The sequence below is a fragment of the Gordonia sp. CPCC 205515 genome, assembly GCF_048537925.1.
Taxonomy (GTDB): Bacteria; Actinomycetota; Actinomycetes; order Mycobacteriales; family Mycobacteriaceae; genus Gordonia.
This window is the reverse complement of the sequence record NZ_JBCLVJ010000004.1, coordinates 1-25,793: the sequence shown is the minus strand read 5'-3', so window position 1 is coordinate 25,793 and position 25,793 is coordinate 1. Positions and strand designations below refer to the sequence as shown.

At 67.1% G+C, this 25,793-nt stretch carries 21 protein-coding genes; 9 read left to right on the top strand and 12 right to left on the bottom strand.

The annotated features are described in order from the left end of the window. Window positions 1-120 precede the first annotated feature (120 nt). Together AAFP30_RS05365 and AAFP30_RS05360 are read left to right on the top strand one after the other, a co-directional pair. Complete coding sequence (locus AAFP30_RS05365) at window positions 121-588, top strand: TY-Chap domain-containing protein (protein ID WP_419228837.1); 468 nt, start codon at window positions 121-123, stop codon at window positions 586-588. A 132-nt stretch (window positions 589-720) separates the two neighbouring features. Beyond that, window positions 721-1,512 (top strand): hypothetical protein, encoded by a 792-nt coding sequence (locus tag AAFP30_RS05360; RefSeq protein WP_419228836.1) that lies wholly within the window; start codon window positions 721-723, stop codon window positions 1,510-1,512. 33 nt (window positions 1,513-1,545) lie between these two features. Here AAFP30_RS05360 and AAFP30_RS05355 read toward each other — a convergent pair whose 3' ends face one another. Next, on the bottom strand, window positions 1,546-4,989 hold the full coding sequence (locus AAFP30_RS05355) for an SNF2-related protein (protein ID WP_419228835.1): 3,444 nt from the start codon (window positions 4,987-4,989) through the stop codon (window positions 1,546-1,548). 82 nt (window positions 4,990-5,071) lie between these two features. On the opposite strand from AAFP30_RS05355, the gene AAFP30_RS05350 reads away from it, so the two are divergent. The 5 genes from AAFP30_RS05350 to AAFP30_RS05330 all read left to right on the top strand — a co-directional run bounded on the left by AAFP30_RS05350 (window position 5,072) and on the right by AAFP30_RS05330 (window position 10,736). Further along, entirely contained in the window at window positions 5,072-6,256 is a 1,185-nt protein-coding gene (locus AAFP30_RS05350; RefSeq protein WP_419228834.1) for an alkaline phosphatase family protein, read from the top strand. A gap of 192 nt (window positions 6,257-6,448) precedes the next feature. Continuing rightward, window positions 6,449-7,588 (top strand): TIGR03364 family FAD-dependent oxidoreductase, encoded by a 1,140-nt coding sequence (locus tag AAFP30_RS05345; protein WP_419229207.1) that lies wholly within the window; start codon window positions 6,449-6,451, stop codon window positions 7,586-7,588. A 47-nt stretch (window positions 7,589-7,635) separates the two neighbouring features. Then, entirely contained in the window at window positions 7,636-8,316 is a 681-nt protein-coding gene (locus tag AAFP30_RS05340; protein WP_419228833.1) for a phosphonatase-like hydrolase, read from the top strand. A gap of 257 nt (window positions 8,317-8,573) precedes the next feature. After that, window positions 8,574-9,911: an MFS transporter gene (locus AAFP30_RS05335; protein ID WP_419228832.1), complete on the top strand. Its 1,338-nt coding sequence runs from the start codon at window positions 8,574-8,576 to the stop codon at window positions 9,909-9,911. Window positions 9,912-10,016: 105 nt separating this feature from the next. After that, the gene (locus AAFP30_RS05330; protein ID WP_419228831.1) at window positions 10,017-10,736 is read left to right on the top strand and encodes a GntR family transcriptional regulator; all 720 of its coding nucleotides are present in this window, start codon (window positions 10,017-10,019) and stop codon (window positions 10,734-10,736) included. A 20-nt stretch (window positions 10,737-10,756) separates the two neighbouring features. On the opposite strand, the gene AAFP30_RS05325 is transcribed toward AAFP30_RS05330, so the two are convergent. The 5 genes from AAFP30_RS05325 to AAFP30_RS05305 all read right to left on the bottom strand — a co-directional run bounded on the left by AAFP30_RS05325 (window position 10,757) and on the right by AAFP30_RS05305 (window position 14,857). Next, window positions 10,757-11,173: an SRPBCC family protein gene (locus AAFP30_RS05325; protein WP_419228830.1), complete on the bottom strand. Its 417-nt coding sequence runs from the start codon at window positions 11,171-11,173 to the stop codon at window positions 10,757-10,759. Continuing rightward, entirely contained in the window at window positions 11,170-11,484 is a 315-nt protein-coding gene (locus AAFP30_RS05320) for an ArsR/SmtB family transcription factor (RefSeq protein ID WP_419228829.1), read from the bottom strand. The genes AAFP30_RS05325 and AAFP30_RS05320 overlap by 4 nt, the downstream gene beginning before the upstream one ends. Window positions 11,485-11,596: 112 nt before the next feature. Continuing rightward, window positions 11,597-12,586 carry a substrate-binding domain-containing protein gene (locus AAFP30_RS05315; RefSeq protein WP_419229206.1) on the bottom strand — a complete coding sequence of 330 codons (990 nt, stop codon included), beginning with the start codon at window positions 12,584-12,586 and terminating at the stop codon, window positions 11,597-11,599. A 42-nt stretch (window positions 12,587-12,628) separates the two neighbouring features. Beyond that, window positions 12,629-13,627, bottom strand: a complete 999-nt coding sequence (locus AAFP30_RS05310) for a sugar phosphate isomerase/epimerase family protein (RefSeq protein WP_419228828.1) — start codon at window positions 13,625-13,627, stop codon at window positions 12,629-12,631. A gap of 51 nt (window positions 13,628-13,678) precedes the next feature. Further along, window positions 13,679-14,857: a Gfo/Idh/MocA family protein gene (locus tag AAFP30_RS05305; RefSeq protein ID WP_419228827.1), complete on the bottom strand. Its 1,179-nt coding sequence runs from the start codon at window positions 14,855-14,857 to the stop codon at window positions 13,679-13,681. A 146-nt stretch (window positions 14,858-15,003) separates the two neighbouring features. Between AAFP30_RS05305 and AAFP30_RS05300 the strand changes: the two genes are divergently transcribed. Further along, window positions 15,004-16,011, top strand: coding sequence for a LacI family DNA-binding transcriptional regulator (locus AAFP30_RS05300; protein ID WP_419228826.1), 1,008 nt, complete (start codon window positions 15,004-15,006; stop codon window positions 16,009-16,011). Window positions 16,012-16,240: 229 nt separating this feature from the next. Then, window positions 16,241-16,768, top strand: coding sequence for a GreA/GreB family elongation factor (locus AAFP30_RS05295; RefSeq protein WP_419228825.1), 528 nt, complete (start codon window positions 16,241-16,243; stop codon window positions 16,766-16,768). Between the two features lie 213 nt (window positions 16,769-16,981). Here the strand turns inward: AAFP30_RS05295 and AAFP30_RS05290 are convergent, their stop codons facing one another. From AAFP30_RS05290 to AAFP30_RS05265, 6 genes are all read right to left on the bottom strand, one after another. Next, the gene (locus AAFP30_RS05290) at window positions 16,982-18,274 is read right to left on the bottom strand and encodes an ATP-binding protein (protein WP_419228824.1); all 1,293 of its coding nucleotides are present in this window, start codon (window positions 18,272-18,274) and stop codon (window positions 16,982-16,984) included. Window positions 18,275-18,370: 96 nt separating this feature from the next. Continuing rightward, a complete protein-coding gene (locus AAFP30_RS05285) occupies window positions 18,371-19,576 on the bottom strand; it encodes a lipase family protein (RefSeq protein ID WP_419229205.1) in 1,206 nt (401 codons plus the stop codon). A gap of 259 nt (window positions 19,577-19,835) precedes the next feature. Next, window positions 19,836-22,430, bottom strand: coding sequence for a LuxR C-terminal-related transcriptional regulator (locus AAFP30_RS05280; RefSeq protein WP_419228823.1), 2,595 nt, complete (start codon window positions 22,428-22,430; stop codon window positions 19,836-19,838). Between the two features lie 70 nt (window positions 22,431-22,500). Next, window positions 22,501-23,094 carry a histidine phosphatase family protein gene (locus tag AAFP30_RS05275; RefSeq protein ID WP_419228822.1) on the bottom strand — a complete coding sequence of 198 codons (594 nt, stop codon included), beginning with the start codon at window positions 23,092-23,094 and terminating at the stop codon, window positions 22,501-22,503. A 22-nt stretch (window positions 23,095-23,116) separates the two neighbouring features. Beyond that, the gene (locus AAFP30_RS05270) at window positions 23,117-24,406 is read right to left on the bottom strand and encodes a PucR family transcriptional regulator (protein WP_419228821.1); all 1,290 of its coding nucleotides are present in this window, start codon (window positions 24,404-24,406) and stop codon (window positions 23,117-23,119) included. Then, a partial coding sequence (locus AAFP30_RS05265; RefSeq protein WP_419228820.1) for a phytoene desaturase family protein occupies window positions 24,403-25,793 on the bottom strand: 1,391 nt, incomplete at its 5' end. The genes AAFP30_RS05265 and AAFP30_RS05270, both read right to left, overlap by 4 nt.

Genomic DNA, 25,793 nt, shown 5'->3' with positions numbered 1-25,793 from the left:
CGGTCATTCATCCGAATGGGTGACACGACACCGTGCGAATCGGACGGCGCGAAACTCTGCCGCTGTCGTACCGATCCCCTAATCTGCTGATAGGCGTGCTCGTGCGGAGAGGAGGCGACGATGACCGATATGAGTTTCGACGCCCTCGTCGAGAGCGCATGGAGTGCGTTCACCGGGGACCTGGTGATGCAGCTGAACGCCCTCGATGTGGGCGACGGCTTCGACGTCCGACAGTCGCCGGAATTCCCCGGACCGCACGGCTGCATCCGCTTCTCGGTGACCCGTGCCCGCCGGTGGCGAGCGACCATTGATGCCGCTGACCTGCACACTTCCCCCGATTGCCACGAAGAACAGGCCGACTGGCTGGTCCATACCGGGTGGCGCCGGCTGCGTAACCACACGTTCATCCGCGAAGTCGCCGCGTCGCGCTGCAACGAACTCGCGGACGCGGCGGTCCATGCACTGCGCGGCGTCTGGGACCCGGTCGACCCGGCGTTTCTCGCGCACGCCACCGACGAGATGCCGATCGAGCCGGTCATCGAGATCGATCCGCCGTCGCCGGGGCCTGATCGGCCCACCAACACCTGACCCATCGGCCCCGCGCCGCCTGGCGATTTTGTGTTGCTCGTGACACTCTGCGACATTGTGTAACGCAAACGATCGGGGGCGGCGATGTTTGGTTCGACGCACCCATCACGCGTACGACCAAGCAGGGACCGCATGACCATCACCAGCGCGCACGACACTGTCACGTTCGCCTTTCCGGACGTTCACGCCGACGCCGAGCTCTACATCGAGTTCATCCGCACCCTGCGCATGCGCGGTGATGTCACCACCAACATGTCGGCGCCGGGGATCGGCTCGTTGAACGTGCTCGCGGCAGCCGACTGTGTGCGACCCGCGCCCGAATCGTGGAACACCGACGATGTGGTGCTCCCCCTGTGGCAGTCCGAAGCGGCGACCATCAGCTTTGCCGCCGGCTATCCCTTCCTCGTCCGGGTGGACGTCGACGGGACCAATGCGATCACCGGCTCCCGCCGCACCGCCACACCGGACTTCACGACCATCGACCACCTCGAGATGCACGTGCAGTCGCGGTTGAGTGGCCACCGCGGCGGCGACGGCCTCGTCCGGCAGTTCGTACCGAGCCGCCTGCGTGCGCCCGGCACCCCCGTCGACGGCACCGACGTCTGCACGGTGGCCATCGAGGTGACGCCACTGCGTGGCGAGGTGTGGGATCGGCGGGTCGTGGCGGCGGAGGAGATGTACCTGCGGTCGGGGGCGGTGGCCGAGTCGTCGATCACCGAACCGTCGGACAACTGGGATCTCGCGGCGCGCGCGACCGGTGTGGTGCGCATCATCAACTCCGCGCTCTGGCTCCAGCTGAATCATTGCGACCCGCCGCACCGTCGGCTGACACAGGCCACCTATCGCCGCGACGGACTCCCGTGGTTCGAGTGGTACGACGACGAACTCGCGGTCTCGGATGAGGTTGCGCCATCGGCTGGTTGAGGGTCTCGACAAGCTCAACCAACGAGAGGGCGCTCAACCAACGGGAGGGGGCACGTCGCCGAGGAGTGCACGGACGTCCTCGGGGCTGATCACCGACCCGAAGAGATCGCCGTCATCGACCACGGCGTCGAAGAGTTTGCGCTTCTTGTCCTGTAGCTCAACGACTTTCTCCTCGATGGTGCCCGCGGAGACGAGGCGGTAGACGGTGACGGGGCGGGTTTGGCCGATGCGGTGGGCGCGGTCGACGGCCTGCGCTTCGGCGGCGGGGTTCCACCAGGGGTCGCAGACGAAGCAGTAGTCGGCCTCGGTGAGGTTGAGGCCGAACCCGCCCGCCTTGAGGCTGATCAGGAAGACCTTGAACTCACCGCTGGTGAACTCCTCGATCACCCGGGCACGTTGCTTGGCGTTCATCGAGCCGTCGAGGTAGCTGTGGGCGATGCCGAGTTCGACCAGCCGTTCGCGGATCAGGCCGAGGAATCCGGTGAACTGGCTGAACACCAGCGCCGCATGGCCTTCGGCGATCAGTTCGGGCAATTGTTCGGCGAGATAGTCGATCTTGGCCGAGGCGACCGCACGGTTCTCCTCCTCGACCAGACCGGCGTGCAGGCTCAGTTGCCGCAGCATGGTCAGCGATCGGAAGATGGCAAATCGGTTCTCGTCCCAATCCCCCAGCAGACCAAGAACTTTCTGGCGCTCTCGGTTCAGTCGGGTCTGGTAGATCTTGTCGTGCTTGGGTGCCAACTGGATCGGCACGACCTGTTCCTGCTTGGCGGGCAGCTCGGCAACCACCTGGTCTTTGGTGCGGCGCAGCATCACCGGCCGAATGCGTTGGCGTAGTTGCGCAAGCCGCTGCGGATGCTGTCCCGATTCGATGGGTTTGCGGAAGTACTCACCGAAGATCTTGGGCGACGGGAACAATCCGGGCGCGGTGAGCGACAGCAGCGCCCAGAGCTCCATCAGATTGTTCTCCATCGGCGTGCCGGTGATGGCGAGTTTCATCTCGGCGCCGAGCCGTCGGGCGCACTGGTGGGTTTTGCTGTTGTGGTTCTTCACGAACTGCGCCTCGTCGAAGATGACTCCGGTCCAGCGGAATTCGTTGATCTTGTCGAACTGCAGGCGCAACAGGGTGTAGGAGGTGACGACGATCGTGGCGTCGCCGACCTGCTCGGCGAAGGAGATCCCGCTCTTGGCCTCGGTGGCGGTCACCGCGACGGCGGTGAGGTCGGGGACGAATTTGTTTGCTTCGTTGACCCAGTTGGTGACGACGCTGGTGGGGGCGATGACCAGGAAGCAGCCGGACGGTTCCTCGGTGGCGGCCTCGGCGATGAGGGCGAGTGCCTGCACGGTCTTGCCGAGGCCCATGTCGTCGGCGAGGATGCCGCCGATCCGGTTCTGCCACAGGAATCTCAGCCAGTCGAGGCCGTCGCTCTGGTAGTCGCGGAGGTCGGCGTGCAGGCCGTGCGGCGGACCGCTGGGTGCCGGGATGGTGGCGTTCGCAAGTCGAGTGAGACGTTCGTGCCAGTCGGCGAGTTGATCGTCGACGACGCCGAGGCTGAGCAGTTCCTCCCAGAGCGTGGCGTGGTAGGTGTCGCGGCGGACGAGTCCGTTCTCCACCTCGCCGATCTCCTGGGCCTCATGGATGAGCTCGGTGAGTCGGGTGAGTTCGGGTGTGTTGAGCGGAAAGTAGGTACCGTCGGGGAGGATGAGGTGGGTGGCACCGAGCGTGATGTCGCGGACGATCTCGCCGAGCGGCACCTTGTGGCCGTCGACGTCGACGGTGATCGCCAGGTTGAGCCAGTCGTTGCCGGCCGAGCTCTCATCCTGGCCGAACTCGATCTGCGGATCCGATTGAGCCGGACGATAATCCGGTGTGGTGCCGATGATGTCGACGACGATGTCGGAGCCGAGTTCGCCGACGAGTTCCCCGAGGAGTACCGCGGTGTCGATCTCGGAGTAGGTGTAGATCTTGGCCAGGAGTTCGATGCCGGCGTGGGCGGCGGCGGTCGCGGCGTCGGGGGCGACGAGGATGTCGAGTTCCTGGTCGACGACACTGGCGCCCAGCAGCCTGGCCTGGCTCAGGTACCGTGCGGCCTGCTGCTGCCATCGGGTACACCGTCCGGCGACGACCTCCATCGCCGGACGTGCGGCCTCCCACATCCGCGTTTCTGCCTCGGCGTCACGGATTCCCGTCGCCGTCGGGGCTTCCTTCAGGGTGAAGGTGCGCGGTTTGCCGTTCAGCAGGTACCGCAGCTTCCAATCGACCTGGGCGCCATCCCCGATGATGCGGATGGTCAGCAGCGGCAGTGGTCCCTCGATGGTGGGCGGGGTGATGGCGTCGTCGTCGACGCGGACGGGCATCACCGCATTCAGGGCGGGCAGCATCTCGGCGGCGAACTCGTCGACGTCGTCGTCGGGGATGAGGATGCCCTCGGGCAGTGCCAGCAGGTTGAGCAGTGCACCCATGTCCGGCGGTGGGGTGAACGGTCCCATCAGCAGCAGTCCTTCGCCGATCGCGAAGCCGCCGTGCGCGATTGGTGAGCCGAGCAGCGTCACCTGCGCACCGGCCACCGCCTCGTGGTCAACGATCATGCTCGGCCACACCCGCACGCCGTCCACGTCGCGAGTCACCTCGAACGAGACCCGCGAGCCGCGGAAGAGTTCGACCTTGTCGGCGTCGACGTCCGGTCCGGCGAGGAAGGTGACGCCCGCGTCGCGGGCGGCGGTGAGGAGATCCCAGATCTCGGCGGGCGCGGTGTCGAGCGAGATGGTGTCGCCGGGATTCTGCCGGGCGACCGTGCGCGCGATCGCGCGGACCGCCCGCAGGTGCCGGGCGTCGAAGATGTCGGCCAGCGCGTCGTTGGGGTAGGTCGGCTGCGCGACGGTCCGCCAGCTGATGCCGGTCTTGATCCACGTCGCCGGTTTCTTGCCGGGCCGGACCAATCGCATGACCGGTACCGGTCCGCCCGGGCGGTGGATCGGGTCCCGCAACCCGACCTGGATGCCGATTGGTGCGTGCTCGATGGCGGCGGCCGTCACGAAGGCGCCGAGAGCGGCGCGCCACTGGGGAGGCAGGGCCGCCACCGGCGCGAGCCGCGGGATGGCACGTCCGTCGTCCTCGGTGAAGAGTTCGTAGCCGTCATCGTCGTAGTCGTCGTAGAACTCGTCGTCGATCTCGACGAGTCCGAGTGCTGTGGCCAGGAGCGCGACACCGTGCTTGCAGTTCATGCTCACCGGGCAGGAGCAGTGCGCGGTCTGCAGGACGCGTTCGTTGCCGCGCTCGATGAACGTGATCACCACCTGGTAGAGGCTTCGGCCCGACCCGTAGCTGGTGCCACGCAGCCGCCGCCCACCTTCGGACCACTCGAAGTCGGGGATCATGCCCTCGGCCGCATAGTCCAGGCCTCTGGTGACCGTGACGCTGCCGAACTGCTTGACGAGCGTGGTGTCGTCGATGCGGATGGGCAGGTGCTCCGTCATGCGCCCCAGGTTAGGGGCCGATCCCGACATGTGCGTGGGGCACGCGCGAGTTATCCACAGATGTGTGGTTACCGTGTCGGATGTGACCAAAGTGCTCGCCGAACTGCACCCTCGGGAGTGGGACGGATATGCCACCCTGGCCGACGTGCTGCCGGCGATCGACGATGCGTTTGCGCGGCAGCCGTCGCCCTTCGTGCCGATCCCGTCGAGCCAGCATGTGGTGGTGCTGCTGATCGACGGGCTCGGCGACCAACTGCTCGCCCGCCACGCGGAGATCGCGCCGACGTTGACCGCGATGCGCGCCGGCACTCTACGGGCGGGGTTCCCCGCGACCACTGCGACCAGTATCACCAGCCTGATGGCCGGCACCCAGTGCGGTCAGCACGGCATCATCGGCTACTCGTTTCTGCCCGAGGAGGATTCCGACTTCCGCCGCAAACGCCGCACGCTCAACGCCCTGCGGTGGACCTTCGACACCTCCGACGGCCCGTCGGCGACGAGTCGGTATGTGCCGGAACGGATTCAGCCGTTGCCCGGGCTACTCTCGGAGATGGCGCGCCGTGGGGTGGAGGTCAGCTACGTGATGCCGGCGTCGTACCGCGGATCGGGCTTCAGCCGCGCCGCTTTTCGGGTGGACGGCCGGTACCTGGATGCGACGACACCGGCCGACATCGTGTCGGGCGTCGCCGATGTGCTGGCTCCCCGCACACCACGGCACCGGTTGATCTACGCGTACTGGCCCGATCTGGACATGACCGGGCACATTTTCGGTCCGGGTTCGCCGCAGTGGGTGAGCACCCTCGCGGCGGCGGACCGTCTAGTGGCCGACCTGGCTGCGGAACTCCCCCGCGACGCCACCTTGGTGGTGACGGGTGATCACGGAATGGTCCAGGCGGACAATCGAATCGACATCGACACCACGGACGGGATGCTCGGTGGGGTATCGGTGGTCGCCGGAGAGATGCGGGTGCGGCAGATCTACACACGCTCGGGCGCCCGCGACGACGTGCAGGCGTTCTGGTCGGACGTCGTCGGCGATCACGCGCACATCGTCGCGCGGGAGCAGGTCCTCGACGAAGGCTGGTTCGGCTCCGAGGTGACCGATGTTGTCGCACAACGCATCGGAGATCTGGTGGCGGTCGCCCGCGACACCACCCTGCTCACCCGGTCCCTCACCGATCCCGCACCTGAGGTCACGATGGCCGGGCATCACGGGGCCTGGACGCTCGACGAGCAACTGGTGCCACTGCTCGTGCAGCAGGGCTGACCAGCTCCGCAACGTATCTACCTAACTCTGAGGCGGAAATGTCGAACCGCACCCGCCGCTGGCATCTGCCTGGCCTTTGCGCACTCATCATGAGCCGTTAACCGCAGGTCATACGGTCGTAACGCGAGTTGTATAGCTTTCTTCGTCAGAAGTATTGACAGCAGGGAGCCGGCGCGGAAGAGTATGACCATGATCACATCCAGAAAACAGTTCGACGTCGTCGTCGTGGGCGCCGGCATCGTCGGACTCGCGCACGCCTACCACGCCCACCAGCGGGGTCGCACGGTCGCGGTCATCGAGCAGAACGACCGGGCCGCTGGAGCGTCGGTCCGCAATTTCGGGCACGCCTGCATCACCGCGCAATCCGATCTGGCGCTCGGCTTCGCCCGTGCCGGCCGGGACCACTGGCTGGAACTGTCCCGTCGGGCGGGGTTCTGGTCGGCGGAGACCGGGACCCACGCGATCGCACGCCACGACGACGAGCTGGCGGTCATGCACGAGTTCGCCGCGGCCCGTGGCCCGGATGATGCGCGGGTGCTGAACCGCTCCGAGATCCTGGACCGCGTCCCGGCCGGGCGGACGGGGGTGGTCGGCGGCATGTATCTGCCCGCCGACCTGCAGGTCGATCCGCGGACTGCCGCACCGGCGATCGCTCGTTGGCTCGAATTCGTTGGTGTGCAGTTCTTCTGGCATACGTCGGCCATCTCCTTCGAGCCGGGGCTGGTCCGGACCTCCCGCGGCGACATCGGCGCAGACACCACCTTCATCACCGTGAACCACGACATCGATCGTCTGTTCCCCGACGTGACAGATGATCTCGCACTGCAGCGATGTGCCCTACACATGATGAAGGCAGTTGTGCCGCTGCGGTTCCCGCTCGCCACCCCACTGTTCACCGGCTGGTCGTTGTTGCGCTACAGCGGATTCGACGACCTCCCGTCGACGACGAGGGTTGCCGAACGGCTACACCGCACCTATCCCGAGTACACCGCCATCGACCTCCACCAGATGTACACCCCGCAACCCGACGGAACACTTCTCATCGGCGACACCCACATTCGGGAACTGTCCACCTCCCCGTTCCAGTCCGAAGACGGGTTCGACGTCCTGCTCGAGGTCACCAAGGAACTCTTCGACGTCACCACCATCGACGTCGTCGAGCGGTGGCAGGGCGTATACAGCACCGCACCGGGTCGGGAGTTCCTGCTCCGGGAACCGTTGCCCGGCACCCACATCGTCACCGTCACCACCGGTATCGGCATGACCACCAGCATGGGGCTTGCCCTCTCGAGTGTCGAGAAGGCGCTCGGGGCCACCGCCGCGGTGGCGTGAGCCCTCCAACTATCCCAAGTTTCACCACTGAAAGGAACTGAACAGCAATGCCTTCCACTCCCATTGAGCTCGTCGTCTTCGACATGGCCGGAACCACCGTGCAGGACGAGGGTCTCGTCGTCGCATCGTTTCGGGCCGCCGACGAGCATGCGGGCCTGTCGGCCACCGACGCCGACCGGGCCGCCATGCTCGACTACGTCCGGGAGACCATGGGTCAGTCCAAGATCACCGTCTTCCGTCATCTCGCGAAAGGCAATGAGGAACAGGCACAATCGGCCAACAAGGAGTTCGAGCGCACCTACGGCCAGCTCGTCGCCGAAGGAAAGTGCAGCGCGATGCCCGGCGCCGAGGAGCTCTTCGCGCGCTGCCGCAGCCGACAGGTAAAGGTCGCGCTGACCACCGGATTCGCCAAGCCGACCCAGGACACGATCCTCGAATCGCTGGGCTGGCAGAACGTCGCCGACCTCGTGCTGTGCCCGGGTTCGGAACTGCGCGGCCGTCCGCATCCTGACATGCCGCTGGCCGCCCTCATCCAGACACGCACGACCTCGGTGCAGTCGATGATGGTCGTCGGCGACACATCGTCGGACATCACCAGCGGTCTGCGGGCAGGTGCAGGCAGTGTCGTCGGCGTGCTGACCGGTGCACACAACGCTGATCAGCTCGTCGCTGCCGGGGCGCACCACGTCGTCGAGAAGGTCACCGACATCGTGTCGCTGCTCGGCTGATTGTTGGATTCCGTTCTTGCCCTTCGAGGCTCGGCTAGCGCCTCGCGCCCTTCGGGACGCTCGCAGGCTCGCTCCTCAGGGCGGCGCCTCAGGGAGCGGTGGGTCGTCTCGCCTACCGCTCCCTTCCCGGTGGGTGATTCCTACCCCGCCCCCTCGCACCTCCCCTCCGCACCACGTCTCCCGTCACGCGCATCACTGCCGCTGCGTCCCATTCACCGTGCGCGTTGCGCAATTCTCACCCACACTTGAAGGACGTCATGACAACCCCAGCCACCACTTCGCACGCCCCCGGCGGCTCCGTCGCCGGAACCCCGCCCGCCTACCGACGGTGGCGGGTGCAGACCTTCGCGGTCACCTGGATCATCTACGCCGGCTTCTACTTCACCCGCCAAGCCTTCTCGGTCGCCAAACTCGGCATTCTCGAGGATCCCGTCCTCTCGACATCCCTATCCAAGGAAGTCCTCGCCAATCTCGACGCCGTATACCTCACGGCCTACGCGGCGGGTCAGTTCGTGTGGGGCGCGATGTCCGACCGGTTCGGTCCGCGTCGAATCCTGTTGGGCGGCTTGGCGGTATCCGCGGTCGCGGCCGTCTTCATGGGTCTGCTGCCGGCACTGCTGTTCTTGGCTCCGTTGATGATCTTGCAGGGGCTGGCGCAGTCCACGGGGTGGTCGGGCACCTTGCGGAACATGGCGCAGTTCTTCACCATCGCCGAGCGCGGCCGCATCCTCGGCTTGTGGAGCACCAACTACGCGTTCGGCGGACTCGCCGCCGCCCCGTTCCTCGGCTGGATCGCCTACAGCATCGTCGGTGACTGGCGTGCAGCGTTTTTCGCGGGTGCCGGGGTTGTCGCGATCATCATCCTGATCACCCTGAAGTTCCAGCGGAACTCGCCGAAGGATGTCGGACTCCCCGAACTCGAGGAGCTCCACGAACCCACTCCGCAGGGTGAGGTGACTGCCGACGACCTCGAGATGACCCGCGAGAGCACCTCGGCCTGGGACACCTACCGCACCGTCCTGGGCAACAAGATGGTTCTGACGCTCGGTGCGACCTACTTCCTGCTGAAGCCGGCCCGCTATGCCATCCTGCTGTGGGGTCCGGTGATTGTCGCCGAACGTCTCTCGGATGCCAGCAACCTCACCGCGGTGACGGTGCCGATCGCCTTCGGTGTCGCCGGTGTGCTCGCGCCGATCCTCATCGGCCAGATCTCCGACCGCGTCTTCCACGCCAAGCGCATCCCGGCGTGCGTCCTGTCGCTGGTGCTACTGATCGCTGCCCTGCTGCTGTTCACCCCGCTGACCGCCACCCAGAACGTCTGGCTGATGATGGTCGTCCTCGCCGTGATCGGCCTGACCCTCTACGGCGCCGACGCGATGGTGTCGTGTGTGTCCGCAGTCGACTTCGGCACGTCCAAGCACGCCGGTGCGGCCACCGGCATCATCAACGGCTGCGGTTCGGTCGGCGCGATCTTCGGTGGACTGTTACCCGGTTACCTCGGGACGACCGCGCTGTTCTACGGGTTCGCCGGGGCTGCCGCGGTGGCACTGGTGATCCTGCTGCCGCACTGGAATCGGGTGCCCAGCAGCGACTGACTCCCGTCTACAAGGCGGCCCCGCGACGACGTGTGCGGGGCCGCCCCTCATCGGTCGGCTAAGGTAGGTACACAAGTCAGGCAGTTGTCACGGCGCGGAGGTCCGGTGTCCCCTCGATATCAGGAGATCTACGAGTCGATTCGTGGCCAGATCCTCACCGGCGAGTACCAGGCCGGTGACGAATTGCCGCCGGAGACAGCGCTAATGGAGCAGTGGCAGGTCAGTCGCGGTCCGATCCGACAGGCGCTGTACAACTTGCGCACCGAGGGCCTGATCTACACGACCCGAGGCCGCCCGGCCCGGGTGCGGCGACCGCACCAGCCGACACAGACCCTGAGCTCATTCACCCCGTTCTCCCAGTGGGCGGTGACCACCGGACGAGAGCCGGGCAATCACACCCTGAGCGTGGCGCGCACCCGGTGCAGCGCCGAGATCGCCGACGCGTTGCAGATCTCCGAGGACGATTTCATCGTCGAGATCGTCCGGCTCCGTACCCTCGACGGGTCGCCGGCGCTCCTCGAACGCAGCCGGTTCACCACCGACGTCGGATCAAGTCTCTTCGACTTCGATCCGGACATCGGCTCGATCACCGACCACCTGACCGACCACGGAGTGCAGTTCGCGTCGATGCGGCACGAACTCGACGCGGTGGCCGCCGACAGTGTCGACGCCGATGCATTGCAGATCGACACCGGCGCACCGCTGTTACGGGAACGGCGCACCAGCTTCGACCCACAGGGCCGACCGTTCGAATACTCCGACGACCGCTATCGTCCAGACCAGGTGACCTTCTCGATCATGAACTCGATGGCAGCGGAGAAGTAGACTCTCGCCAACCGAAGTGTTCAGAGCGTGAGAGCCAGTTCCGCCAGACGTGGGAGCACGGTGTCCCGCCAACCAGGTCCCATGTGGCGCAGTGCGTTTGCCATCCGAGGGTCGTCGAGGTCGAATCCCGAGTGCTCGAGGAAGAGCCGCGTGCCGGCGCCTTCGGCTGCGAGGGTCCAGGTGAGCGTCCAGTTGTCGGTGAACGTGTAGACGAAGCGCGTGGGCTTCTCGACCTCGACAACTCGGCAGGGCTGTAGTCCGAATCCTGGCATATCCAAGGTGAATTCGTGTCCGACGACCGGCGCGACGTTGCCGGCGACCCACCAGCGCGCCAGGAGTTCGGGTTCGGTGAGCGTGCGCCACACCGTTTCCGGGGATGCGGCGATGAACTGGTCGACGTGTATGGATTCGAGGCGGCGGGTAGGGTCGGGGGTCATTCGAGATCCTCTGCTAGGCGGGCGATGTCGGACATCCGTGAACGCCAGTAGCGTTCGAAGGGCCGGAGCCAGTCGTCGAGTGCGGCGAGCGGCTCCGCGGTCAGGCGGTAGATGCGTTGCCGTCCATGGGCTTCGTCGGTCACGAGGCCGGCGTCCTTGAGTACCTTCAGGTGCTCGGTGACCGACGACCGACTCAGGTCGAAGCGGGACGTGAGCTCACCTGCCGGAGTGGGTTGCTCGGCAAGCATTTCCAGCAATGATCGACGAACCGGGTTGGCCAGCGCCAGGAAAACGTCGTCGTCGGATGTCACCGCCCGACAATATGACGGATATCTCCGACACGTCAAGTCGCGGTGCGCGCAGCAACGACCCCCGTCGCGGGAGAGTGGTTGCGACGGGGGCGTGCGATGGGAGTTGGTCAGCTCAGCGGGTTCCTTTCTTCGCGTAGTCGGCGATCGCATCGATGTTGGATTTGTCGATGAACGCCGGGCCGGTCAGGGTGGGCAGTCCGCCGCCGATCACGTTGCGGTTGTTGAGGTAGAGCCATAGCGAGTCGACGGCGAGGTAGCCCTGCAGGAACGGTTGCTGATCGACGGCCCACTCGATCTGTCCGGCCTTGATGGCGTCGACGAGCGCGGCGTTGGTGTCGAAGGTGGCGATCTTGGCCTTGCTGCCGGCGTTGTCGGCGGACTTCACCGCGGTCAGTGCGATCGGCGCGCCGAGAGTGATGATGTGGTCGACGCTCGGATCCTCTTGCAGCTTGGCGGAGATGGTCGACTGCACCGACGGCATGTCGGTGCCGTTGACGTTGAGGTTCTCCACTCCGCCACCCATCCCGGCAGCGACACCGGCACACCGGGATTCGAGCGCCACGTTGCCCTGGTCCTGGATCACACACACGACCTTCTTGGCGCCCTCGTCCTTGAGCCGCTTGCCGGCCGCCTCGCCGGACACCTTCTCGTCCTGACCGAAGAAGGACAAGGCGCCCATGGCTTTCCACTGATCGATACCGGCGTTGAACGCAACAACCGGGATCTTGGCCGCGGTGGCCTTCTCCACCGCAGGTGCGAGGGCTTCCGGCTTGGCCAGGGTGACGGCCATGGCGTCGACCTTGCTGTCCATCGCGTTCTGCACCAGGTTGGCCTGGTTGGGTGCCTCGAGTTCCGACGAGTACTTCAACTCGATGTTGTCCTTGGCTGCAGCGGTTTCCGCGCCCTTGCGGATGAGATCCCAGAACGTGTCGCCGGGCGGGCCGTGGGTGATCATCGCGACGGTGAACCGCGGTGTGTCGGCCTGCCCGGCGGCCATTCCCCCACCGCCGCCCGAGTCGGGCTTACCACCGGTGCTCGAGCAGGCCGACAACACGGTGATCGTGGCCAGCACGGCGCCGACGGTCGCGGCGACGCGGCGCATGGGGGTGGTGTTCATGGTGTGCTCTTCTCTCTTGCGTGAGACTCAGTGGACGAGTGCGGAATTGGCGGAGTGCAGGGTGTCGGCGGCGACCTTGAGGCCATCGATGCGATCGAACTCGACGTCTTCGTGTTCGATGTTGACCCACATGTCGGGGTCGACCTTCTCCAGTGCCTGCAGGAAGCGGGTCCAGAAGTCGACGTCGTGGCCGCGGCCGACGGCGACGAAGTCCCACGCGGAGTCTTCGGGCCACTTGTTGACGACATGCTTGCCGCCGAGTCCGGTGGGATTCTCGCTCATCGGGATTCGGGTGAAGCGTTCGTCGAGGACGCCGTAGATCTCGCAGTTCTTGTTGATACGGGTGTCCTTGGCGGCGGCGTGATAGACGAGCGGGCCGAGCCATTCGATCGCCGCGACGGGGTCGATACCCTGCCAGAACAGATGCGACGGGTCCATCTCCGCGCCCACGTTGGTGGCACCGACCTTGTCGACGAGACGCTTCATCGTCGGCGGGTTGAACACCAGGTTCTGTGGGTGCATTTCGATGGCGACCTTGACGCCGTTCTCGCGGGCCAGGGCGTCGATCTCGGTCCAGAACGGGACGGCCACGTCATCCCATTGGTAGTCCAGCGAGTCGAGATAGCCGGAGTCCCAGGTGTTCACGTGCCAGGCCGGCCACTGGCCACCCGGATGTGCCTGGGGCAGACCGGACATGGTGACCACGCGGTCGACGCCGAGCAGGCCGGCGACGCGGATGGCGTTGCGGAGGTCGTCGGCGTCCTCGGGTCCGACCTCGGGGTCGGGGTGTAGCGGGTTGCCGTTGCAGTTGAGCCCGGCGATCGATACCCCGGTGCCGTCGAAGATCTTCAGGTAGTCGGCGGCTGTCATGTCGCCCGACAGCAGTTCCTGGACCGGCAGGTGCGGGGTGCCGAGGAAGCCGCCGGCGTTGATCTCCGCGCCGGTCAGCCCGACCGACGCGATGACCTCCAGCGCCTCGGGCAGTGGGCGGTCGTGCAGGATGGCGGTGTAGACACCGAGTTTCATGGGTTTGTCTCCTTGGTTGGGTGTGCCCGCTGATCGATCAGCGGGATGGGTTCAGCTGACCTTGACGGTGGCTCCGCCGCCGGCCGCGGATTCGGCGATGGAGGCGACGACGCGCATGCTGTGCAGACCGGTATCGAAGCCGGGCAACGGTCCGAGGACGTCGATACCGGCGACCTGGTCGAGGAACGCGCGGGCCTGGTAGGCGAACAACTCGGCCTTGCCGTGGCCGACGCCGCCGGCATCCATGGGGAGGCCGCCGCGAATGTAGGGGTGGTCGGGGCCGATGGTGATGCGGCGGGGGCCGCCCAGTTCGGGGCGGACGTCGTCGGCGGCGAGGTGGAACTCGGCGATCCGGGCCAGTTCCCAGGACGCCGATCCGCCGGTGCCGAAGAGTTCGAAACCGAGGCCGTCGGGCAGACTGTGCGCGACGCGGGAGGCGGAGAAGGTGGCGACGGCACCGCCGGCGAAGGTGGCGGTGAAGGTCGCGATGTCCTCGTTCTCCACCGGTGCCATCTCATCGCTGACCTCACCCTTGGTGTGGCCGTAGGTGGTGCCGATGGGGACGGGACGTTCGGTGATGACGGTGTGGAACCGCGCGCCGGAGATCTCGACGATCGGTCCGCAGACGAACTCGGAGAGATCGATGAGGTGGCTGCCGACGTCAGCGAGTGCCCCGGTACCGGGGCCGCCCTGGTAGCGCCAGGTGATCGGCGAGGTGGGGTCGAGGGCGTAGTCGCACCAGTAGTGGCCGTTGAAGTGGACCAAATCGCCGATGGTGCCGACGGCGAGTTCGCGGCGGATCATCTCGACGGCCGGCGCCCGGCGGTAGGTGTAGCCGACCGCGGCCTGGGTGGACGCGTTGCGGGCGGCTTCCAGCATCGCCTCGGCGTCGGCGAGTGAGCCGGCCAGGGGCTTCTCGCACAGCACGTGCTTGCCGGCGGCCAGCAGCCCCTCGACCATCTCGCGGTGTAGATGATTGGCGACGACGACGCTGACGACGTCGATGTCGTCGGCTGCCGCGATGGCTTGCCAGTCGTATTCGGCACGGTCGTAGCCGTAGCGCTTGGCGTTGTCGTCGGCGATCGCTGGGTTGGCATCGGCGATGGCGACGAGCCGGACGTCGGGGCGGTCGGTGCCGAACAGCGTGGTGGCGGTGCGGTAGCCGGCGGCGTGGGCCCGGCCGGCCATGCCGCCGCCGATGACGGCGACGCCGAGGGGTCGTTGCGACATGTGGTGGTCCTCCGATGGTGCGTTTGGGGGTGTTCAGGTCCTGTGGTGTACCGGTCTACTAAACCGGTCTAGTTCGAGTACTATGGACCGGGTCACAGCGGGGTGTCAACCCCCTGGAGGGAATCGAGTTGAAGGGAGTCGGTGGATTGCGATCGTCGAGTCGGCCGACCATGCAGGACATCGCCGAGCGGGTCGGGGTGTCCAAGGCGACGGTGTCGTTGGTGTTTCGCAAGGCCCCCGGGGTCGGCGACGACACACGCCGCGCCGTGCTCGCTGCCGCCGATGAGCTCGGCTATCGGATGAATCGCACGGCCGCGCTGATGACCGCGCGGCGCTCCCACCTGATCGGCGTGGTGGCCCAGATCAGCAACAGTTTCCACGCGGAGATCGCCGAGAGCATCGTCGCCGCTGCCGATCGGGCGGGCTACGAGATCGTGCTGGGCGCGGTCACGCCGACGCACAGTGAGTCCCGGGTGATCGAGACACTTCGCGATTTTCGTTGTGAGGGAATGCTTCTCATCGGACCAGAGCTGGTCGACGACGTCATCGAAGCACTCGGTGATCAGCTACCGACGGTAGTGATCGGCCGGCGCATCAGTGTGGGCTCGGTGGACGTGGTGCGCACCAACGACGGCAAGGGCATCGCCGGGATGGTCGACTACCTCGTCGAACTGGGTCACCAACGAATCGTGCACGTCGCCGGCGGCACGGGAGTGATTGCAGCCGACCGGCGTACCGGTTTCCTGCGAGCGATGCGCCGGCACGGACTGGTCGGCGACGACGCGGTGATCGAGGCGACCGGTTTCACCGAGGACGCGGGGATGGCGGCGGCACGGCAGCTGCTCGACGGTTCGCTGCCGACGGCGGTGGTGTGCGCCAACGATCGGCTCGCCGTAGGTGTGCTCGACGTGTTACGCCGCGCCGGCGTCGAGGTGCCCGGGCAGGTGTCGGTCACCGGGTACGACGACAGCATCCTCGCCCGCCTCGGGCACGTCGACCTCACCACGGTGAGCCAGCAACCGCAGGCGCAAGCGGACCACGCCATCGACGCGGTGATCGGCCGGCTCGACGGTGATCGGGTCGACCGCTCGGCATCGACGCTGACCCCTGAGCTCGTCGTCCGTAGCACCACCGCCCCACCCCGCACTCGCTGACAGCAACCACTTTCCCGCCCACAGCAACCACTTCCTCGTCGACAGCAACCACTTTTCTCGTCGACAGCAACCACTTCCTCGTCGACAGCAACCGTTTTCTCGGCCACAGCAACCCGATTCGCTGGTTGGCGGGGTTGTCATACCTGGGGCATAGGGTGCGGGCATCACGACGCACAGTGGGAGGACAGCGGTGACAACCCAGCACAATCAACGACAGAATCGACCGGGCATGGTGGCCAGAATCGGGAAGGAAGAACTCGTCGCCGGCTATGGGCGCGCCATCCGACGCGACACCGGTTCGATACGCCTGGCCGAACTCGAGGGCGAACTGGCCGCGTTGCTCCTCGGACGCAACGAGATCGACGCGGAGATCAGCCGTGAGGGGTGCGGTTCGAACCCGAACAACAGCGATGGGCTGCACCGCGCGCTGCTACGACGAGCGGAGAATCAGGAGCGGATCGCGCGGGTTGCCGAAGCGATCGCCGGTCACATGGCACAGCGTCCGGAATCACTGCTGCGCAGAGATTTACGACGATACATCGTGGTGCCCGGCAGCGTCGTCGACGTCTACTTCGGGGCCGATCGCGCAGACAAGGAACGACTGGTGATCGGTCCGTCGCGACCCACGGACACCGATCGGTGCTCGCCGGAGTCGCCACTGGGGCGGGCACTGTTGGGTAAACGTGCCGGGCAGACGGTGCGGTATCGGTGCGCCGATGGGCACCTGCAGACTGTCACGATCGTGCGGGTGGAGTGAACTTGATTGCGCCCTGAGGAGACTCGGAACGCTGGCGGAGGTTGCGCCACGAAGGGTCACGTACGATCGGATTCTTCTGTGGCCCTTCGTGGCTCGGCTAGCGCCTCGCACCTCAGGGAGCGGGGGGCCGGCAGCGCCTCGCACCTCAGGGAGCGGAGGGCCGGCAGCGCCTCGCACCTCAGGGAGCGGGTTGTCGAGGTTGCCGAATCTGCCCTACAGGTAGGTGCCGATGGGCAGCGCCGCGGCATAGTCGTGCGTACCGATCACCGAGAGCATGGTCTCGGTGGTCAGTGCGGCGCCGTCGACGAGGATCGCACGGCGCACCGCCTCGGTGATATCTGCGCCGGAACGATCCGCCGGCAGCGCTGCCACCACCCGGGACACGTCGACATCCGCGGCCGGCAGGTGCGCGAGCACACCGGCCAGGATGGCGGCCGCAGCCACATCCGACGGCGGGCCCAACTCGAGGATCGAGTCGAACCGCGCCGCGCGAGTAGCCGCTGCGTCCAACGCATTCGGGTCGTTGGTGGTGGCGATCGTCAGCACCCGGTCACGCTTGGATGCCCCGTCGAGCGCGGACAGCAACGCACCGAGTCCCATGTCGTCGCCATCACCGCGACGGCGGATGTAGAGGTCGATGTCGTCGAGCACCACCACCGTCGGCCCGAAATCGTCGGCCTGCGCATAGACATCGGAGATGCCGTGCGCCATGGCCACCGGATCGGCGAGGATGACCGTGAAGTCGCCGGCCATTTCGGTGGCGACCGCACGGACGACGGCGGTCTTGCCGACACCCGGCGGTCCGGCGAGCATGACACCGCGGCTCGTCGACAGCCCTGCGGCCGCGAGCGTTTCGTGCCGCGAGGTCACCGCACCGATCGCGAGGTCGATCTCTGTCCACACCCGCTCCGGCACCATGACGTCGGATCGTTCGGCATGCAGGTCGTCGACGACGACGAAGCCGAGGCCACCGCGATACCGGGTGCGGAGGATGCGGCCGCGCAACGGGTTTCGCGCGTCGATGCGTCGGCGCAGTTCCGTGATCGCGCCGCGCGCCAGATCATGTTGCCCAGGCGGAGTCATCACGGTCAGCGTCGGGCAGCTGTACGACGGATCGATCATCGCCGAGATCGCCAGCGGCCCAGTACCGAACGGGTTGGTCGTCGTGAAGGCGAGTGTGACGTCGGCGGGAGTGGAGTATTCAACGTCTCCGACCCGATGATCGGCCCAGCGCGGTGGGTCGTCGTCAGCGTCCGGCCCGATGGCGGGTGCGTGTTGGTCGACGAGGTCGGCGAGGACGAGTCCAGCGGCCAGGACGGTCGCCGGGGAGAGGTGCAGGCGGTGAACGGTGAGTTCGTGGCGCGGCGCACCGAGGTGCTCGGCCAGGAACTTGGTCTGGGTGGGTGTGGATTCGGTTGCGGCGCCGGAGAGTACGCGGGCGAGTGCGCCGACAGTGCGGCGCACGCAGTAGGTCTCGTCGGCGAGCAGTTCATCAAGTGTGGTCATGGTCTCGTGGTGGTGTCGGTGGGATGGGGGCGGCCCTCCTTTCGTCTGGGCAGCAGTCACTGTGACACGAGACCGATGGTTGCGCAACGGGTTTTCTCAGGACTCCGGCCGTGCGAGTGCCTTGGCGAGTCGTCGTAGACGCGGACTCCGTTGTCCCGCAATGATGGTGTGGGTGAGTCCGCGCGGCGGCTGTCCCTCGAACCGTCGCGTCAGCCAGCCGACCGCCGTCGGACCCGACAGCGCCAGCAGCGAATAGTGTTCGCTCAGTTGATCGCGGAGGTAGGTCACCGATGTGCCGAGTTCGCGGTAGCGGTCGACCAGGCGGTCGATGTCGTCGACGCCGATCACTTCGTCGTGCACTGCCTGGACGACCAACAGCGGAATGTCGGGTGCGTGGGAACCGAGTTGGAGGTCGGCCATCATCTCGACCATCTCCGGTTGCGCGAGGAGATCGGCGAGCGGGATGTCGAGGTAGTCGTCGATGTCGTGGTGCCCGAACTTTCGCACTGCGTCGAGGGTGGGCAGCTCTTCGATTTCGGCGAGTTCGCGACGTCCGGTATAGGTGGCGTGCTCCTCGATGGCCCGATCGAGTGCGGGGTAGACGCGGCGGAGTCCGGCGATGACCATGATCGGCAGTCCGGAGTGGAATCCACCGTCGAGGCGCAGGAGCGCGGAGGCCATGTCGCCCACCGGGGATCCCAGAACGGCGCCGGCGATGTTCAGCTCCGGCGCGTAGGTGGGAGCCATCTCGGCGGTCCAGGCAGTAGCGAGCCCACCTCCGGAGTATCCCCAAAGGCCGATCGGGGTGTCGGCGGCGAGCTCGAGCGCGGGGAAGGCGAGTGCGGCGCGGATGCCGTCGAGCGCACGATAGCCGGGTTCGCGCGGTGCACCCCACGCGCCGAGCATGCCCTCGTGGTCCGGGATGGACACCGCCCAGCCCTTCGCCAGTGCGCGACGGACGACGAAGAACTCGACCGGGGCGATGGCGCGACCGGCTTTCGCACCTTTACGCAGGGCATACGACGGGAAGCAGCGACTGGTGACCGCGTCGATGGCGCATTGGAACGACAGCAGTCGCGGTTCGGTGTGGGCGGCCTTGCGGGGCAGCACGATGGTGGTCACGGCGAGGCAGGGCTGCCCGTTGAGGTCGGTCGAGCGGTAGGCGAGCTGCCAGGCCTGGGTGCGGTGTTGCGATGCCCAGTGATCCTTGAGGTCGACCTGCCGTGAGCGGATGAGCGCGCCGGGTGTGAGCGAGTGCAGGTCGGTCGGGGGCGCGTAGAAGGGATCGTCGGCGGGGAGCATCGGTGGTGCTGTCGCCGGGGTTGACGTCGTTGTCGGAGTTGTCACCGTTGTCACCTCTGTTCTGGTTAGGGCAACGCTGGGTCGGCGGTGGAGATTCCGGGCGCTGTCGGTGTTGAGGCGGGCGCTGTCAACGCGCACGAAGGCGCTGTGAACGGGAACCGAGGCGCCGTCGACGTGGGAGAGGGCGCTGTCAACGTGGGTGAGGGCGCTGTCAACGATCTGGCGGGCGCTGTGGACGGGATCCGGGGCGCTGTCGGCGTTAGGCGGCGCGGACTATGAGCAGGCCGAGTTCGGTGCGGTCGGTGACGTTGAGTTTGGTGCAGGCGCGGTAGATGTGGCCTTCGACGGTGCGCACCGAGACGGTGAGGCGGTCGGCGATCTCGCGGTTGGAGAGGCCGGCGGCGACGAGGTTGGCGATCTCGCGTTCGCGGGTGGTCAGCGGGAGCGGGTCGTCGGCGTCGATGAGGGCCGGGGTGACCAGTCCGCCGCACAGGGCGGCGAGGCGGTGGGCGAGGACGCCCGCGCGGGAGGCCGAGGTGCGGTCGTCGTCGGCGGCGTAGGCGGAGGCGGCTTGGGCGGCGGAATCGGCTGCCGACACCAGGGCGCCGATCGTCTCGAGTTCGGTCGCGCACTTCTCCAGTTCCACGCCGTCCTTCTCGGCGACGGCCACTGCGTGCCGCGCGTAGAGGGGTGCAAGGACTCCGTCGATCATGGTCGCAAGCTCGGCCAGTCGCGGGGCGCCGGAGGCGTCACCGATGCGGGCGAGCGCGTGCAGCGCCTCCATCTCGACCGCCCACTGCGACGACTCGCGCGCCGATGCCGCTGCCTTGCCGAATGCCGCGACCGCATCGGATCGGACGCCCTCGGCGGCCGCGATCCAGCCTTCGGCGATCCGCAGGGTCGGGTCGAATACGGCCACCACGGGTTGCATCGCCGAGCGGGTCACCGCAGCCACCTCGCGGGCCTGATCAGCCTGTCCGAGCAGCGCGTAGGTGACGGCGAGCAGCATGCGGGAGGGGAAACGCCAGGCGGCCAACGAGTCCGTGGTGATCGCCGCGGTCGCCTCCTGCAGCACCACGACCGCCTCGTCGAGCCGTCCCCGATACACCGCGGTGAAGCCACGCAGGGTTTGGGTCATCGCCCACGCCAGATATTGTCCGGGAGAACTGAATTGGGCGCACCGGGCGACACAATCGTCGGCAATGTCGAAACGACCGGCGTACACATTCGCCTGCACCTCGCCGAAAGCGGCGGAGTACCAGAGCAATCCGTCGACGCTAGACGGCATCTGCATGTCGGCGGCGATACCCGCCACCTCGTCGGACCGCCCCATCAGGGCGAGCGCGCGTTGGGCGCCGAACGCGCCCCAGAACTTGGCGGTCGGCGGGGCCTCCGGGTCGTCGATCACCGCGCGGGCGCGGTCGGCGGCACCGGTGATGTCGTTGGCCAGCAGTGCCCGCACGGCGTCGACCGCCTCGACCACCGAGACGAGGATGGGCAGCGTGATCCGCTCCCGAAGCATCTGCATCATCTCGTCCGAGCGCTGCTGATCACCTTGGGAGAACAGGAAGTTCGACATCCGGGTGGCGCCCCAGCGCAACAGTCCCAGTTCGTCGAGTCCGTCGGGGCTCAGCGAGATCAGGACGGATTCGACATCGTCGGGTCGCCCCTGCCAGAGCAGTGCGCGGGCGAGCGCGTCGGCCGAGTCGATGGTGGGCTGCTGGTCGAAGGCAGCACGCGCAAAGCGTTCTCCCGCAGCGACATCGGAGAGTCCGATGGCCACGCGCGCGGCATCGGTGAGTGCTCCGACGCCGATGTCCTGGTCACTCTCGAGCGCGAGGTCGGCCAGCCGCATCCGGTCGTGGTTGGTGTCGATCCGGCGATCGAGCATCGCGCTGACGAGCCGGCCGCGCAGTCGACGGGCGCGGACGCGACCCAGTCGGCGCCGGATGACATCGCCGAGCAGCGGATGCATGAACTGCACGGTGAAGCGGTTGCCGCCCCGCGAGATTCGGATGAGCTCCCGCTCTTCGGCGTCGTCGACGGCGGTCTCGCCGGCCAGGTCGCACAGGAGGTCGAGTTCGACGGGTTCGCACAGGGCCACCAGATCGAGCACGTTGGTGACCTCGTCAGGCAGATCGACGAGGCGATCGCCGAGCAGGGTCGCGAACTCGGAGGTCACCGAGGTGTTGCCGCGCAACTGCCAGATCCCGTTGCGCTCCCGCAGGTTTCCGGCCTCGACCGCCCCGTCGACAAGATGCCGGAGGAAAAGTGCGTTGCCGCCGGACGCCTCCCACATCAGCTCGGCGGACAGTCCTTCGACGTGACCGCCGAGTGCGCGTTCGAGTAGTTCGACGCTCTCCTCCTGGGTGAACGGCGACAGTTCGAGTCGTTTGAGGTAGCCGTCCTTCCACAGCGAGGTGACCGCGTCCGGCAGGGTTTCACCGCTGCGGACGGTGGCCACGATGCGGGCGTCCCGGTCGATGGCGAGCTGATGCAGCAGCGTCGCCGACAGCGGGTCGAGCAGGTGGGCGTCGTCGACGCAAAGGACCAGTGACTCCTCCGAGAGCAGCGATTCGCGGGCCGAGGAGAGCACGCCGATGGTGTCGCGGGCGGCGGCCGGCGCCACGACGTTGGCGAACGCGCCCAGCGGGATGGCGCGCGCCGATTCGGTACCGACGACCCAGCGCACCCCATCGAGTGGTGCGACGACCTGGCGGGCCAGCGTGGTCTTGCCGACTCCGGCGGGCCCGGTCAGCACGGTGCCGCAGCACGGCGGGGTGCCTGAGCCCAGCGTGGATTTGATCGCGTCGAAGTCCGCGCGACGTTCCACCAGTGGCCAGCTCAGGGGCATTGACCCAGTTTAGGTCAGGCTACCGACTCGACGACACCGGCTTTCCCGGCGCGCCGGTCGGGACGGTAGGTCACCGGAGGTGATCGACCTCGTTGAGCGACAGGATCTCGCGGTAGCCGTCCGGCTCGGCGCGCAGCCGAGATACCGAGGTGTAGAAGGGATCGGTGAAGAACATCCGGGGCGCACCGAGGACATGCGACAGGTAGGCGTTGATGACCCCGCCATGGCAGACGATGGCCACCGATTCCTGGTCAGAACCATTCACGACGTCGTCAATTCCCTGAATTACCCGGTCCTGGAAATCCCGCGGATCGAAGGTTCGGTGGGCGATGCGGCCGGCGTTCATATCGTCGAGCAGGGCACGGCGGTCGGTGTAGGCGGTGGAGGCGAGGCCATATTCGGCCCACCCGTGATTGAGTTCGACGAGGCGGTCGTCGACGGCGATGTCGAGGGCGAGCTCGCGGGCGGCGGGTTCGGCGGTCTGCACGGCGCGCCGCATCGGGCTGCTCAGCATGCCGTGCACCGGCCCGTATCGGCCGGCGGCGATCGCGGTTCCGAGCCGTGCGGCCTGGTCTTCGCCGTCGGGGGTGAGTTGGGGGTCGGCGACGCCGGAGGGGTCGGTGACGTGGAACGGGCGGGCATGCCGGATCAGCAACAACTCCATGGCCCTCAGTTCACCCGATCGGTCAGGGGCCGACGACGGCGGGTCCGAGGAGTTCGCACACTGTCAGCGCGAGCGCGAGATCGAGTCGGTCGCGGGACTCCGGGATCTCGGCGAGTGCCTTGCCCACGCGATACTTGACCGTGTTGCGGTGGAGGTTGAGGCGCTCAGCGGTGTGCAGGTGGCTTTCCTTGGTGGCGAAGTACACCGACAGCGTCTGCCGCAGTACCGCGGTCGCCGGGGTGTCGTCGGCAAGGTTCCCGAGGACTTCGCGTACCCAGGTGCGGGTGGCGTCGACATCACGCGCCAACAGCGACACCACCCCGATCCCCCGGTCACCGAATCCGACGACCGGGGTGGCGGTTGCGCCGGGGATCGTGGCGACGCTGTACGCGGCCTTCGCCTGCTCATGGGACCGTCGGAAACCGGCGACACCGCTACCCGGAAAGCCCATGGCCACATGGATATCCGGCGGGGGCGTCAGCTCGGCCGGATCGGTGGTGCCGGTACGCGAACCGAGTGGAATCCATGCGTAGACGGTCGATCGGTCGATGGCCGTGATGATCGGTGGGCCGTCGGCGCGCAGGGTGCGGGCGAGGTCGCGGGTCGCGCGGTCGAGCACGCTGAGTTCCCGCGTGTCGGTGGTCCACACGATCACCGCGAGGTGCTGTTGGTCCAGGCGATAACCGGTTTCGGCCTCGAATGCCCTCGCGTCGGGGTCGTTGGAGTCGAGGAGACGATGGATGGTGGACGATGCGACGTTGGCCTCCGCCGAGATCCATCTGCCGCGTTCGTTCTCGTACGCCTGGAACACGTACAGGGTAATCCAGTCGATATAGGCGAACATGACGTCGGAGATGTGGCGGGTGACGGCCATCGCCTCGGCGGCCGGCAGACCGAGCTCCTCGATCAGGCCGTAGCACAATAGCATCACCTGGTTCTGACCCAGGTGGTACGCACGTACCAGTGAGTTGGACGGGACGTCACGCTGTGCGAGGCGGAGTGCGTATTCGACTGCCGCGGTGGCCGGTTGGATGTGATCAAGGGGAATGTCGTTGGCCAGTACGTGGATGATGGTCGAGATGTTGCCGTGCACGCTGGCCTCGAGCAGTTCCACGAGCTTGGGATCGGTGTCGAGTTGATCGATCTCGCGGGCCATCATGCCGGTGAGCCCGACGACGAGTTCGTTCTCCCGTTCCCGCAGTTGTTTGGCGATCAGCGCGACGGTGTCGAGCAGGGCGGAGTCCGCCGATGCGGGGACCTGAGCGAGTCGGGCGCGCGCGGCGTCTCCCAGTGCGGGCGGGTCGCCGGTCATCGTCGAAGCTTCTTCAGGGCCGAGTCGGCGGCGTGTTTGCCGCAGAGCCCGTGCACACCGGCGCCCGGCGGGGATGCCTGTGAGCAGAGGTACACACCGTCGACGCCGATGGCGTACGGATCGACCGCGAGGCGGGGACGCAGCACCATCTGCAGCCCGTCGTTGGCACCGCCGATGATGTCGCCGGCCGCGAAATTAGGGTTGGCGGAATGCAATTGCTCAGTGCCTGTGCTCGTGGTGGCGATGATCCGGTCGCGGAACCCGGGCGCGAAGCGTTCGATCTGCGCGACAATGGCGTCGGTGGCGTCGCCGTCGTAGCCCTTGGGGACGTGGGCGTAGGCGTAGATCGGGTTGACCGAGCCGTTGCTGCGGGTCGGGTCGGCGACGTATTGCTGGCCGAGGAGGACGAACGGCCGCTGGGACATGACGCCGGCGGCGCGTCGACGTTCGGTCTCGGCAACCTCGGCGAAATCACCACCGAGATGGACGGTTCCGGCCCGGACACAGTCCGGGTTGGTCCACGGGATGTCGCCGTCGATGGCGAAATCCACCTTGAACGCCGACGCCCCGACCCGGTATCGCCAGTAGGACCGCCGGATGTGGGCCGGCATCTGCTCCCCGTAGATCGACAGCACCTGCGCGGGTGAGAGATCCAGGAGTACGACGTCGGCAGCCGGGAGATCGGCGCGGCTGCTGACCCGCACTCCGGTTTCGATCTTGCCGCCGGCGTCGAGCAGTGCCGATGCCGCCGCAGCGGTGATGGCGCCGGACCCGCCCTCGGCGACGGGCCAGCCGAAGCGGTGACCGCTGGCACCTATCATCAGTCCGAGCGCCGCGGTGAGCGGGCGGTCGAGGCGTGAATACACGTGTGCCGCAATGCCGCCGTAGAGTGCGCGGGCCTTCTCGGTGCGGAACCAGCGGGCCAGGACCGTCGCCGGGAGGACGGCACGCGGACCGAAGGCCGCCAAGCGAAGTGGATGGCCCGGGATGTTGACGATGGGGCGCAGTAGGTCGTCGCCGAGGTCGTCGAAGTGGCGGGCGAGATCGCCGAAGAGGTGCCGCCAGCGGTTGCCGTCGGCGCCGAGTCCGGCGGCGGTGGTCTCGAGCGACTGGTAGAGCAGGCCGACGTCGCCCGAGTCGAGGGGGTGGGCGCAGTCGATGTCGGGCCACCGCCAGGTCAGGCCGTAACGGTCGAGGCCGATCTCGGCCCAGAACGGTGAGCCGACGCCGAGCGGATGGAAGGCCGAGCAGTGATCGTGGATGACGCCCGCCACGGTCAGTTCACCCGACCGCGCTCCCCCGCCGACGGTGTCGGCGGCCTCCCGCACCGGGGCGTCGACGCCGTTGGGGGGCCGGGGGAGGGCGGTGGGGGGGGCCGGGGGGCGGC

Bases quoted from the DNA above. Each gene is read 5' to 3' on its own strand.
- AAFP30_RS05270 (WP_419228821.1), bottom strand. From the start codon at position 24,406: ATGACCGGCGACCCGCCCGCACTGGGAGACGCCGCGCGCGCCCGACTC.
- AAFP30_RS05340 (WP_419228833.1), top strand. From the start codon at position 7,636: ATGCCTTCCACTCCCATTGAGCTCGTCGTCTTCGACATGGCCGGAACC.
- AAFP30_RS05280 (WP_419228823.1), bottom strand. From the start codon at position 22,430: ATGCCCCTGAGCTGGCCACTGGTGGAACGTCGCGCGGACTTCGACGCG.
- AAFP30_RS05335 (WP_419228832.1), top strand. From the start codon at position 8,574: ATGACAACCCCAGCCACCACTTCGCACGCCCCCGGCGGCTCCGTCGCC.
- AAFP30_RS05305 (WP_419228827.1), bottom strand. From the start codon at position 14,857: ATGTCGCAACGACCCCTCGGCGTCGCCGTCATCGGCGGCGGCATGGCC.
- AAFP30_RS05310 (WP_419228828.1), bottom strand. From the start codon at position 13,627: ATGAAACTCGGTGTCTACACCGCCATCCTGCACGACCGCCCACTGCCC.
- AAFP30_RS05365 (WP_419228837.1), top strand. From the start codon at position 121: ATGACCGATATGAGTTTCGACGCCCTCGTCGAGAGCGCATGGAGTGCG.
- AAFP30_RS05325 (WP_419228830.1), bottom strand. From the start codon at position 11,173: ATGACCCCCGACCCTACCCGCCGCCTCGAATCCATACACGTCGACCAG.
- AAFP30_RS05285 (WP_419229205.1), bottom strand. From the start codon at position 19,576: ATGCTCCCCGCCGACGATCCCTTCTACGCGCCCCCGACCGACCTGCAC.
- AAFP30_RS05355 (WP_419228835.1), bottom strand. From the start codon at position 4,989: ATGACGGAGCACCTGCCCATCCGCATCGACGACACCACGCTCGTCAAG.
- AAFP30_RS05295 (WP_419228825.1), top strand. From the start codon at position 16,241: ATGGTGGCCAGAATCGGGAAGGAAGAACTCGTCGCCGGCTATGGGCGC.
- AAFP30_RS05315 (WP_419229206.1), bottom strand. From the start codon at position 12,586: ATGCGCCGCGTCGCCGCGACCGTCGGCGCCGTGCTGGCCACGATCACC.
- AAFP30_RS05290 (WP_419228824.1), bottom strand. From the start codon at position 18,274: ATGACCACACTTGATGAACTGCTCGCCGACGAGACCTACTGCGTGCGC.
- AAFP30_RS05360 (WP_419228836.1), top strand. From the start codon at position 721: ATGACCATCACCAGCGCGCACGACACTGTCACGTTCGCCTTTCCGGAC.
- AAFP30_RS05275 (WP_419228822.1), bottom strand. From the start codon at position 23,094: ATGGAGTTGTTGCTGATCCGGCATGCCCGCCCGTTCCACGTCACCGAC.